Below are 11,457 nucleotides of genomic sequence, written 5' to 3' on the forward strand. Positions count from 1 at the left end.
GGACCCTCGGCTACCGGCTCGACACTCCCGGTCGAGGGTCGCCGTCCGGTGCCGGCACGGGCCTGGTGACCGGGCGTGATTGCGGTAATGTGACCGGCGGTCTCCGCCCCCAGGCCGCCAACCGGGGCCGGCGGGACCGCCGCCGCACCGGCCCCCGGTCGGGCGTCGGCGGCAGAGGGAAGGACACCTCCGTGCCCAGGACCAACCTGACCCGGCCGTTGACCGTGCTGCTCGCCGCGGTGGCGCTGCTGCTCGGCGTCGGAGCGGTGCCCGCCTCGGCGGAGCCCGGCGAAGGTGGCACCAAGCAGCTCAAGGACGCGTTGACGGCGGCGGCCAAGGGGCACATCGAGGCCAAGGCCAAGCTGGACACCTCCAAGCGGCGGCAGGCCGCGCTGGCCGCCCAGCTCAAGGAGGTCGAGGGGCGGCTGGGCGCGTTGACCGCCCAGGTGGGCGAGGTGGCCGCGCAGTCGTACCGGGTGGGCCGGTTGACCCCCACGTCGATGCTGCTCAACACGGCCAGCCCGGAGGCGTTCCTCAAGCGGGCCGCCGACCTGGACATGATGGCGCAGCGGGACGGCAAGCAGCTGCGTGCCCTGGCCGAGGCCCGGCAGACCGCCGCCGAGGCCACCATCGCGATCGACGCCGAGGTCCGCGAGCAGCAGAAGCAGCTCAACACGCTGGCCAAGAAGAAGCGGGACGCCGAGCGCGCCCTGGCCACGGTCAGCTCGGGGAGCAGCGCCGGTTTCAGCGGCGGGTCGAGTTCGGCGAAGCCGGCCCCGCGCAACTCCGACGGGTCGTGGCCTGGCGAGTCGTGTTCGGTGAACGATCCGACCACCTCCGGCTGCATCACCCCGCGCACCCTGCACGCCATGCAGCAGGCCAAAGCGGCCGGCTACAAGCGCTACGTGTCCTGCTACCGCAGCGGCGGGGGCGGCGAGCACCCCAAGGGTCGGGCCTGCGACTTCTCGGCCGCCACCAGCGGCTTCAAGGACGAGACGGCCACCGGCGGGGACAAGGCCTACGGTGACAGCCTGGCCAACTACTTCAAGAACAACGCCAACCGGCTCGGTGTGCTCTACGTGATCTGGTACCGGCAGATCTGGATGCCGAACACCGGCTGGCGGGCCTACAGCGGGTCGGGCAGCCCGGCCGCCGACCACACAAACCATGTTCATCTTTCGATGTACTGACCGTTCGCCCCAGGAACGGGACGTAGCATCGCGACGGTGAGCAGCTCATCGTCCGACGTCGTGACCGTTCCGACGCCCTCCGCGCCGACCTCCTCCCGGGCCCTGCCCAACGGGCTCGCCGCGTTCCTGGTCTTCTTCGCCAGCGGCGCGGTGCTGGTGCTGGAGACGGTCTCGTTGCGCCTGGTCGGTCCCTACGTCGGGGTGACCCTCCAGGTGACCAGCTCGGTGATCGGCATCGCGCTGGCCGCCATCGCCTACGGGGCGTGGACGGGCGGCTGGCTGGCCGACCGTCGGGACCCGCGCGGGCTGCTCGCCCCGGCGCTGATCCTGGCCGGCATCGCCGCCGCGGTCACCCTGCCGGTGGTCCGGTACGCCGGTGAGCTGCTGCGTGGCGGTGCGGTCAGCGGCATCCTGCTGCTCACCGCGTTGGCCGTGTTCGTGCCGGCGGCGCTGCTGTCGGCGGTCACCCCGCTGGTGGTGAAGCTGCAACTGTCCGACCTGCGGCGTACCGGGCAGGTGGTGGGCCGGCTCTCCGGGATCGGCACCCTCGGCGGCATCACCGCCACCCTGGTCACCGGGTTCGTGCTGGTGGCGGCGCTGCCCAGCACCGTCATCCTGATCGGGCTGGCGGCGGGGCTCGGGGTGGTCGGGCTGGCGCTCGGGGTCTACCTGCGCCGGCAGGAGGCGGCGGGGTTGCCCGGTCCGGCCCGGCTGAAGGCCACCCTGGCGGTGCTCGGGTTGGTCGCGGCGGGGCTGAGCGCGGTCGCGCCGAACCCGTGCGACGTGGAGACCGCGTACCACTGCGCCCGGGTGGAGCGTGATCCGGTCCGCGACGGTGGGCGCACCCTCTATCTCAACTCGGCCCAGCACTCGTACGTCGACCTGGACGACCCGACGCACCTGGAGTACGAGTACACCCAGTGGATCGGCGCGGTCGCCGACGTGTCCGCCCCGAAGGGGCAACGGCTGGACGCGCTGCACCTGGGCGGGGGCGGGTTCACCATGCCCCGCTACCTGGGCGCCACCCGGCCGGGCACCGACAACGTGGTCTTCGAGATCGACGGTGAGCTGGTCGACCTGGACCGGCGGGAGTTGGGCGTCCGGACCGGGCCGGGGCTGCGGGCGGCGGTGGGCGACGCCCGGATGCTGGTCGGCGGCGAACCGGCGGACAGCCGGGATTTCGTCGTCGGCGACGCCTTCGGGCACCTGGTGGTGCCGTGGCACCTGGCCACCCGGGAGATGGCGGCGGAGGTCGACCGGGTGCTGCGTCCCGGCGGCATCTACGTGCAGAACGTCATCGACTACCCGCCGGGCCGGTTCATCAGGTCGGAGCTGGCCACGGTGGCCGCCGAGTTCGAGCACATGGCGCTGGTCGCGCCACCGGAGGCGATCGCCGGGCAGCAGGGCAGCAACTTCCTCATCGTCGCCTCGGACGCCCCGCTGCCGCTGGAGGCGCTGCGGGCCCGGTTGGGCACCGTGACGAAGATCCCGGACCTGCTCGCCGGCAGCGAGGTGACCCGGTTCGTCGACGGCGCGCTGGTGTTGACCGACGACTACGCCCCGGTGGACCAACTGCTCGCGACCGCCTGATCGGGTGACTTTCCTGACCGATTACGACCATCGAGGTGTAGGCCGGGCCGTCCCGGGCAACTCGGTCGACCATGGGTGCAGGAGTCCGGAACGCCGCCCAGCTCCTCGGTGAGCGGTACCGGCTGATCGAGCAGCTCGGCGCGGGCGGCATGTCCGTGGTGTGGCGCGGCTACGACCAGGTGCTCGGCCGTCAGGTCGCGGTGAAGGTGCTCGCCTCGCGGCTGGCCAGCGACCGGGCCTTCCGGCACCGGATCAGGATCGAGGCGCAGGCCGCCGCGCGGCTCTGCCACCCCAACATCACCAACGTGTACGACTACGGCGAGTCGGAGCAGGTCGGCCTGACCGTGCCGTACGTGGTGATGGAGCTGGTGGACGGCGGTCCGCTCACCGCGCGGCTCGGCCGCGACGGGCAGCTGCCCTGGCGGGAGGCGGTGACCATCGGCGCCGAGGTGACCTCGGCACTGGCCACCGCGCACGCCCGGGGGGTGGTGCACCGGGACGTGACCCCGGGCAACGTCATGCTGACCGCGACCGGGGTGAAGGTCGTCGACTTCGGCATCTCGGCGCTGGTCGGGGAGAGTGAGAAGGGGCCGGACGGCGCGCTGCTCGGCACCCCCGCCTACCTCGCCCCGGAGCGCCTCGACAACGGCCAGGTCTCCCCGGCCACCGACGTGTACGCCGTCGGGCTGCTGCTCTACCGGATGCTCACCGGGCGGTTGCCCTGGCAAGCCAGCACCACGACGCAGATGCTGCGGGCGCACATGTACCACGACCCGGAGCCGATGCCCCCGGTCCGCGGGCTCCCCGACGAGGTGGTCGAGCTGGTCGGCCGCTGCCTGGCCAAGCGCCCCGAGGACCGGCCGGCGACGGCCGAGGTGGCGCGTACCCTCGCCGCGGCGGCCGGGATGGTCGCGGCGGTGCCCGTCTCGCCGGCACCCGGGCGGATGGACCCGGCCCTGCTCGCCAACGCCGGCACCACGATCCTGCCCTGGTCGGCCGACACCGACGCGTTGCCGTTCTCGGGGCGTACCCGCACCCGCCGGGCCGCCGCCCGCCGCCGGAGGATCGAGGCCGGGGTGGCCGCCGCGAGTCTGGTGGCCGTCACCGCGGCCATCTGGGGGGTGACCTCGCGCAGCCCGGCCAGCGGCGGCGTCGACCGGCCCACCGAGGCCCGGATGGGGCTGCCCGAGACCATCCCGTGCGAGGTCGAGTACGCGCTGCGCAGCGACTCCGGCAGGGACTTCGCCGCCCAGCTGACGCTGACCAACACCGGTCCCCGGGAACTGCGGGACTGGACGATGAGTTTCGCCTTCCCCGGCCAGCAGACCGTCACCACGACCACCCCCGAGGTACGCCAGGAGGGCCGCCTGGTGCGGGTCACCCCGGCGGCCGGGCGGGTCGCGCTGGCCCCCGGCGCGTCGGAGAAGGTCGCGCTGACCGGCCGCTACACCGGGGGCAACCCGCTGCCGCTGGAGTTCACCGTCGGCGATTCGAGCTGCGGGGTACGGGTCTCCGGGGTGGCCGGCAGCGCGCCCGTGGTGAAGCCCCCGGCGGCGAAGAAACCGGCGGCCAAGCAGCCGGCGGCGAAGAAACCGGCGAAGACGTCCGGCAAGGGCGGTTCCGGCGCGGCCGGGCCGGCGAAGCCGAAGCCGAAGGCCGAGAAGCCCGCCAAGGGGCCCGGTCCGGCGGCGGGCAAGGGGCCGGGTGGGGCACCGGGAAAAGCGGGAAAGTGACCGGGAAGGGAGGCAGAGGCGCAGGTGGCGGTCCCGGCAAGGGGCCCCGGGGCTGAGGCCGGGCCCGGTCGCGGCGGGCGGACGGCGCGGTCAGCGTAGGGCGGCGAACTGCTGCACCCGGGCGATCCCGCCCTCCACGATCAGGACGCTGCCCGGCCCGAGCACCGTGTCCGGGTCGGCGTACCGGAAGCGTTCCCCGGCCGGTTTCGCACCGACCACCATCACCCCGTAGCGCTCCTGCACCGCCAGGTCCCGCAGCCGGTGACCGACCAGCGGCGGAGGCACCGGCACCTTGGCGATGGCGAAGTCGTCGCCGAACTCCATGAAGTCGAGCATCCGGCTGACGATCAGGTGGGCCACCCGTTCCCCGGTCTCCGCCTCCGGGAAGACCACGTGGTGGGCGCCGACCGAGGCCAGGATCTTGGCGTGCTTGCGGGACGTCGCCCGCGCCCACACCTGCGGTACGCCCACCTCGGTCAGCGCCAGCACGGTGAGCACGCTGGCCTCCACCGAGGCGCCGATGGCGACCACCACCCGGGTGAAGTCGTCGATGCCGAGCTGCCGCAGCGCCTGTTCCTCGGTCGCGTCGGCCTGCACCACCCGGTCCAGAACCGCCGACCAGCGCTGCACCCGGTCGGGGTCGCGGTCCACGGCGAGCACCCGGTGGCCGAGCCGGGTCAACGACCCGGCCAGGTGGCAGCCGAACCGGCCCAGCCCGATCACGGCGATGTCGCCGTCGCCTTCGTCCCTAGCCGACAACGGGTTGCTCCTTCGGGTAGCGGTACAGCCGGCGTCGGGTGTTCAACGCGATCGCCGAACCGAGGGTGAGCGGGCCGATCCGCCCGACGTACATCAGCACGGTCAGTACCAGTTGCCCCGACGCGGGCAGGTGCGGGGTGAGCCCGACGGTGAGGCCGGCGGTGCTGAACGCCGAGGTCACCTCGAACAGCGTCGCGTTGGACCGGACGTCGGTGGTGAGCACGGTCAGGCCGAGCGTGCCGACGGTCACCAGGGCGACGCTGAGCAGCGCCACCGTCAACGCCTGGCGTTGGCTGGCCACCGCGATCCGGCGGCGGCCCACGGTGACGTCCGGTTCACCGCGCAGCTCCGCCCAGATGACGAAGCCGAGCAGGAAGAACGTGGAGACCTTGATCCCACCGGCGGTGCTGGCGCTGCCGCCGCCGATGAACATCAGGGCGATGAGCAGGGGGTAACTCTCCTCGCGGAGGGCGGCCACGCCGATCACGTCGAAGCCACCGGTACGGCTGAGCGCGATCTGGGTGAACGTGGCGAGCAACTTGCCCGGGGTGTCGTAGGTGCCGATGGTGAACGGGTTGTTCCACTCGGTGACGAGCAGCCCGACGAAACCCCCCGCCACCAGCACCACGCTGCCCCAGACGGTCAGCTTGGTGGACACCGCCCAGCGGCCCGGCCGGCGACGCTGGCGGAACGCCTCGAACAGTGCGGGGAAGCCCAGCCCGCCGACGATCGCGCCGAACGCCAGCGGCAGCGCCACCCACGGGTCCCGGGCGAACCCGACCAGCCCGTCGGTGTACAGGGTGAAACCGCCGTTGTTGAACGCCTGGATCGAGTGGAACGCCGCCGACCACAGCGCCCGGCCGGGGGAGTAGTCGTAGGCGAGCCGGAGCCGGGCGGTGATCACCGCGGTCATCACCAGCTCGCAGCCGAACACCGTGCCGGCGATACGCAGCAGCAGCCGGCGCAGGTCGGCCGGGCCGTACTCGGCGGTCTCGGCCTGTACCAGCAGCCGGTTGCGCAGCCCGAGCTGCCGGGTGACCGCCAGGCTGACCAGGGCCGCGCCGGTGAGGATGCCCAGCCCGCCGACCTGGGTGAGCACGGTGATCATCACCAGCCCGAAGCCGTTCCAGTAGTTCGGGGTGTCGGTGACCGCCATCCCGGTGACCGACACCGCCGAGGTGGCGGTGAACAGCGCGGTGACCAGCGGGGTGAACCGGTGCGCGCTGGTGGCCCAGGGCAGCATCAGCAGGCCGGTGCCGATCGCGATCGTCACCAGGAAACCGAACGGCACCAGCCGGACGGGGTGACGGAGGAACCGGCGCACCAGACAATCCTGTCGATTCCGGCGGGACCGGGTCGGTGAATCGCGTATCCCGGCCCGGTCCCGGTCTCCCCGCAGGGTTCACCTGACGGCCAGTCGGCGACCAACTGGCCGTCAGCCGCGCCCGGTCTGCTGTGAACGCCTGTCGGGCATACCGGCGTCCGGCCGGGTGCCCCTCGACCAAGGAGATCGCGTTGCGACGTACCCTTTCCGCTCTCGGTGTGGCCGGCGCGCTGCTCGCCGTGGCCGTCGCCGTCCCGGTGGCCGCCCCCGGCGCCGCCTCGGCCCGCGAGGACGACGCGGACCGCGCCGACCGGGCCACCCACCGGCCCCTGGTGATCGCCCACCGGGGGGCCAGCGGCTACCGCCCGGAGCACACCCTGGAGGCGTACCGGTTGGCGATCCGGATGGGCGCCGACTACATCGAACCCGACCTGGTCTCGACCCGGGACCGGGTGCTGGTCGCCCGGCACGAGAACGAGATCTCCGGTACGACCGACGTGGCGGCCCACCCGGAGTTCGCCGGCCGCAAGGCCACCAGGACCATCGACGGGGTGCCGGTCACCGGCTGGTTCACCGAGGACTTCACCCTGGCCGAGCTGAAGACGCTGCGGGCCAAGGAGCGGCTGCCCCAGGTGCGGGTGGCGAACACCGCGTTCGACGGCCGGTTCGCGGTGCCCACCTTCCAGGAGGTGCTGGACCTGGCCCGCGCCGAGTCGAAGGCGCGGGGCCGCACCATCGGCGTCTACCCGGAGACCAAGCACCCCACCTACTTCGCCTCGATCGGGCTGCCGCTGGAGGAGCCGCTGGTCACGGTGCTGCGCCGGAACAAGCTGACCCACCGCGACGACCCGGTCTTCATCCAGTCCTTCGAGACCGCCAACCTGCGCACGCTCGACCGGATGATCGACGTGCCGCTGGTCCAGCTCCTCGACGCCACCGGCCGGCCGTACGACTTCACCGCCGCCGGTGACCCCCGCACCTACCAGGACCTGGCGACCGCCGCCGGCCTGCGCGGGATCGCCAGGTACGCCGACGGGGTCGGGCTGAACAAGAACCTGATCGTCCCCCGGGACGCCACCGGCAAGCTGCTCGCCCCGACCACGGTGATCCGCGACGCGCACCGGCACCAGCTGCTGGTGCACGCCTGGACGTTCCGGGCCGAGAACCAGTTCCTCCCGGTCGACTTCCGGATCGGCGCCGACCCGAACGCCCGGGGCGACATCACCGCCGAGTACGAGCTCTTCCTCGGCCTCGGCCTGGACGGGGTCTTCGCCGACCAGCCGGACACCGCCGTCGCCGCCCGCGCCGGCCTCCCCACCCGCTGACCACCCGCTGACCCGCCCGCGCCCGGTCGGGTCTGGTCTGGTCGGGCGCTTGATCGACTTCGAACTCCCGGCACCCGCCCGGGTCGAGAAGCTGCTCAATGTCGCCGATGTAGCGGTGTCCCGTGGCGTGGGACACCGCTACATCGGCCCCCGGGAGTGGATCAATCGCCCAGGCGCGATCCCGGACCGGCCAGGAGTCGTTCGGCCGCGTACACATGGTCTCGCTGGCACGTGGCGACGGCCGGCACCTACAGTCGGGCCATGCGCATCGACGGGCCGCCGCCGGCAGGAACCCCTGTTCGGGTACGCGTGCGTGCCGTCTATCCCGGCAGCTTCGACCCCTTCACCCCCGGGCATCTGGACGTGGTGGGCCGGGCGCGCGCCCTCTTTGACGAGGTGGTCGTGCTCGTCGCGGTCAACGGCGCGAAGCGTCCGGGCGTCGACGAAGAGCAGCGGGCCGCCGCTGTCCGGGCGAGCCTGCCAGCCGGGTGGACCTCCGTCACCGTCGCCGTCTGGCGCGGCCTGACCGCCGAGTACTGCCTCCGCCACGGGGTGGGAGTGATCGTCCGGGGCGTGCGGAACACCACCGACCTTTAGGCCGAATGCCGGCTCGCCGCGATGAACCAGTCGTTGGGCGTCCCCACGGTCTTCCTGCCCGCCCAGCCCGCGCTGGCGGCGATGTCGTCGACCGCCGTACGCACGCTGGGGAAGTCGCTGCCGCGACCGGGGTAGCGCGGACACCGGACGGCCGGGGCGCTCCGATTGTGGAGAGTTGTTGTCGCCTGGGCCGCAACAACTCTCCACAATCCAACGGTCCGGGTGGGGAGGCCGGCCGGTACGCCGGCCCGACACCGCCCCATCGGTTCAGGGAAGTGGCGTGACCCAGGATCTCGGGCTCGGGAGTCCGATCAGAGACTTCCGCCCCCGGTGCTGCGGAGGTTGCTGCCGTCCGTCGGGTTCCGGTGGTCGTCCCGGCGGCGGCGGGCCTGCTCCGATGCCGTCAGGTCACGTACCTGCCGGTCGCCGTCGGTCACCGGCCGACGGCCACGACGCCACCATGCCACGGCTGCGAGGGCCACGAGTACGACGATGAGGATGATGAGCCAGCGCATGTCTGCCTCCAGTGGGTGAGGGCTCTGTCGCCCAGAGTGGATCCCCGGGTCAAGGGCCACCGACAGGGCGGCGGGGCGGTTCTCCACGCTGGCGGGTGCGCCGGTCTGGTGGCCGGCGATGCGTGCACGCCGGTTGGCCGGGCGCGGGTTTGCGTGCACGCCGGTTTGCCGGGCGCGGGGTTGCCGTGGGGCGGGTCAGCGCGTCGCAGGCTCGGCGACGTAGGTGCCCCGGCCGGGCTGACCGGTGATCAGCTCACGGTCGTGCAGCAGCGACATCGCCCGATAGGCGGTGTTCATGCTGACGCCGTACTGGTCGGCAATCTCGCGGGTGGAAGGCAGCTTGTCGCCCGGATTCAGCTCACCGCTCTTGATCTTTGCGGCGAAGTCGTTGGCGATCACCTTGAAGGGCGCGGGTGCAGTGGGCATGGTGAGGGCTCCGGTTGGTTCGGCATCCCTGATCTTGCCCTACCTGCACAAGTAACTGCAACAGGTTGTCGACACTCCGGTAGCTGAGGGTCGACTATAGCTAGATACTGGTGTAGGTTTTCGAGTGTTCGACTCCGGTTGGTTCGGCAGACCTCGGGGGCGGACACCAAGGGTTGGCTCCGGGGCCGTACCGCCGAACAGGGCTGCGGTCCCGAGGCCGGTGACCCGGTCCGCGTCCCCTATCGGCGGACCGGGTCACCTTCCACTGCACCGAATGGACGCGACCCGGAAGGTGACCCATGCGCACCCTGCTGTCCCTGCTCCGCCGCCCGTGGCGCGGCTTCACCGCTCACCGCCGGTGGCGCCGTCTTGCCAGCCATCGACCGTGGCCCGCCACGACCCGCGAGCGCCTGTGGCAACGCACGGGACCTCGCCCGCACCGTCGCCGGGCGGGACGACGCTGGTCGGAGCGCCCGCCCAACGGTGGTTGGTACCGCTCGCAGGCGTGTCGGCCGCTGACCGCCCGACAGGTCAAGGAACGACAGTTCGGCCTGGTCAAGCGGGGTCTCGACCCGGTGGAGGTGCACGCCTTCCTGCACCGGGTGGCCGCCGACCTGGCGGCGGCCCGGCGTGACCTGGCCCTGACCAGGGAGGAGAACCAACGGATCAAGCGCGCGTTGCGCTCCTGGCGAACCCACTTCACCTCGGACGTGCGCTGGTGACCCGGACTGGCTTCGCCGCCGAGCAGCACGCACGTACGGCGGTGAGCCGGGCAGGCTTCACGGTCGGTCAGCCGGGCGTGCGGCGGTGAGCCGGGAACGGTTCGTCGTCCACCTGCCCGTGACCGCCGACGACCTGGTCTCCGCCCAGGGACTCGCCCGGGCGATCACCCGGGCACTCGGCTTCCTGTCCAACGTCGACCGGGGCGGCACCACCCTGTCCCGCGAGGACGCCCAGTCCGTACGCCACTGGGTCTACTGCGACCGACCGCTGACACCCGCCCAGCGCTGCACCCGCCCCGCCGACCACCCCGACGCCTGCACCCCCCACCCCCACCCCACCGCCCCTCCCTCCCGGCAGCCCCGGTGATCGCCCTCCCTCCCTCCCGGTCGCCCCGGTGATCAAGAGGTTCGCGTCACCCGAAGAGCGGTTCATGACGTAAACCTCTTGATCAACTGCGTGGGAGGTCGGGGTGTCCGGCCGGGGTGGTAGGAATGCCGGATGAGTGGGGATCGGGCGGCCGTGCGGGAGCGGGCCGAGGAGGTGCTGCGGCGGCTGGCCGGCGCGCACGCCCGGCTGCGGGAGGACCAGTGGCGGGCCATCGAGGCGCTGGTGGTGGACCGGCGGCGGGTGCTCTGCGTGCAGCGCACCGGGTGGGGCAAGTCGGCGGTCTACTTCGTGGCCACCGCCCTGCTGCGCGAACGCGGCGAGCACGGGCCGACAGTCATCGTGTCGCCGCTGCTGGCGTTGATGCGTAACCAGGTGGAGGCGGCGGCCCGCGCCGGCATCCGGGCCCGCACCATCAACTCCGCCAACCTCGACGAGTGGGACGAGATCACCGCCGAGATCCACGCCGGCACGGTGGACGTGCTGCTGATCAGCCCCGAGCGGCTCAACAACCCCGACTTCCGGGACGCCGTCCTGCCGAGGCTGGCCGCCACCACCGGGCTGCTGGTGGTCGACGAGGCGCACTGCGTGTCCGACTGGGGGCACGACTTCCGGCCCGACTACCGCCGGCTGCGTACCTTCCTGGGCAACCTGCCGGAGCGGACCCCGGTGCTCGCCACCACCGCCACCGCCAACGAGCGGGTGACCCGGGACGTCGCCGAGCAACTCGGCACCGAACCGACCCCAGGCCCGCCCGACCGCGCCAATCATGCCGACCGCGCTGATCATGCCGATCAGGTCGATCACGCCGGTCGAGACGTATCGTCCGGGTCGTCGGCCGACCTGGCCGGATCCCCTGCCGGTCCGGTGGCGGCACCCGACCGGGCCGCG

11 protein-coding genes and 1 pseudogene are annotated in these 11,457 nt (G+C 72.5%); 8 read left to right on the forward strand and 4 right to left on the reverse strand.

The annotated features are described in order from the left end of the window. The first annotated feature begins 191 nt into the window (after nt 1-191). From ACWCHM_RS32545 to ACWCHM_RS32555, 3 genes are all read left to right on the forward strand, one after another. Nucleotides 192-1,190: a coiled-coil domain-containing protein gene (locus ACWCHM_RS32545; RefSeq protein ID WP_281902631.1), complete on the forward strand. Its 999-nt coding sequence runs from the start codon at nt 192-194 to the stop codon at nt 1,188-1,190. A gap of 36 nt (nt 1,191-1,226) precedes the next feature. Next, complete coding sequence (locus tag ACWCHM_RS32550; RefSeq protein WP_454221164.1) at nt 1,227-2,780, forward strand: fused MFS/spermidine synthase; 1,554 nt, start codon at nt 1,227-1,229, stop codon at nt 2,778-2,780. A 71-nt stretch (nt 2,781-2,851) separates the two neighbouring features. Continuing rightward, nucleotides 2,852-4,513 carry a protein kinase domain-containing protein gene (locus tag ACWCHM_RS32555; RefSeq protein ID WP_454221165.1) on the forward strand — a complete coding sequence of 554 codons (1,662 nt, stop codon included), beginning with the start codon at nt 2,852-2,854 and terminating at the stop codon, nt 4,511-4,513. A 90-nt stretch (nt 4,514-4,603) separates the two neighbouring features. On the opposite strand, the gene ACWCHM_RS32560 is transcribed toward ACWCHM_RS32555, so the two are convergent. Together ACWCHM_RS32560 and ACWCHM_RS32565 are read right to left on the reverse strand one after the other, a co-directional pair. After that, nucleotides 4,604-5,272, reverse strand: coding sequence for a potassium channel family protein (locus ACWCHM_RS32560; RefSeq protein ID WP_239484964.1), 669 nt, complete (start codon nt 5,270-5,272; stop codon nt 4,604-4,606). After that, nucleotides 5,262-6,596 (reverse strand): TrkH family potassium uptake protein, encoded by a 1,335-nt coding sequence (locus ACWCHM_RS32565; RefSeq protein WP_454221166.1) that lies wholly within the window; start codon nt 6,594-6,596, stop codon nt 5,262-5,264. Before ACWCHM_RS32565 ends, ACWCHM_RS32560 begins: the two co-directional genes overlap by 11 nt. A gap of 191 nt (nt 6,597-6,787) precedes the next feature. On the opposite strand from ACWCHM_RS32565, the gene ACWCHM_RS32570 reads away from it, so the two are divergent. Together ACWCHM_RS32570 and ACWCHM_RS32575 are read left to right on the forward strand one after the other, a co-directional pair. Beyond that, nucleotides 6,788-7,921 (forward strand): glycerophosphodiester phosphodiesterase, encoded by a 1,134-nt coding sequence (locus ACWCHM_RS32570; protein WP_454221167.1) that lies wholly within the window; start codon nt 6,788-6,790, stop codon nt 7,919-7,921. A 261-nt stretch (nt 7,922-8,182) separates the two neighbouring features. Then, nucleotides 8,183-8,518: an adenylyltransferase/cytidyltransferase family protein gene (locus tag ACWCHM_RS32575; RefSeq protein WP_454221168.1), complete on the forward strand. Its 336-nt coding sequence runs from the start codon at nt 8,183-8,185 to the stop codon at nt 8,516-8,518. A 311-nt stretch (nt 8,519-8,829) separates the two neighbouring features. On the opposite strand, the gene ACWCHM_RS32580 is transcribed toward ACWCHM_RS32575, so the two are convergent. After that, nucleotides 8,830-9,033: a hypothetical protein gene (locus ACWCHM_RS32580; protein ID WP_454221169.1), complete on the reverse strand. Its 204-nt coding sequence runs from the start codon at nt 9,031-9,033 to the stop codon at nt 8,830-8,832. Between the two features lie 195 nt (nt 9,034-9,228). Next, nucleotides 9,229-9,459: a winged helix-turn-helix domain-containing protein gene (locus ACWCHM_RS32585; RefSeq protein ID WP_454221170.1), complete on the reverse strand. Its 231-nt coding sequence runs from the start codon at nt 9,457-9,459 to the stop codon at nt 9,229-9,231. A 299-nt stretch (nt 9,460-9,758) separates the two neighbouring features. On the opposite strand from ACWCHM_RS32585, the gene ACWCHM_RS32590 reads away from it, so the two are divergent. The 3 genes and pseudogenes from ACWCHM_RS32590 to ACWCHM_RS32600 all read left to right on the forward strand — a co-directional run. After that, nucleotides 9,759-10,181 (forward strand): DivIVA domain-containing protein, encoded by a 423-nt coding sequence (locus ACWCHM_RS32590; RefSeq protein ID WP_454221171.1) that lies wholly within the window; start codon nt 9,759-9,761, stop codon nt 10,179-10,181. Between the two features lie 85 nt (nt 10,182-10,266). After that, the gene (locus ACWCHM_RS32595; protein WP_454221172.1) at nt 10,267-10,548 is read left to right on the forward strand and encodes a hypothetical protein; all 282 of its coding nucleotides are present in this window, start codon (nt 10,267-10,269) and stop codon (nt 10,546-10,548) included. A 132-nt stretch (nt 10,549-10,680) separates the two neighbouring features. Beyond that, nucleotides 10,681-11,316, forward strand: a pseudogene (locus ACWCHM_RS32600) (DEAD/DEAH box helicase); the annotation flags it as partial. Nucleotides 11,317-11,457: the final 141 nt, after the last annotated feature.

Source organism: Micromonospora sp. SCSIO 07396 (genome assembly GCF_053667945.1).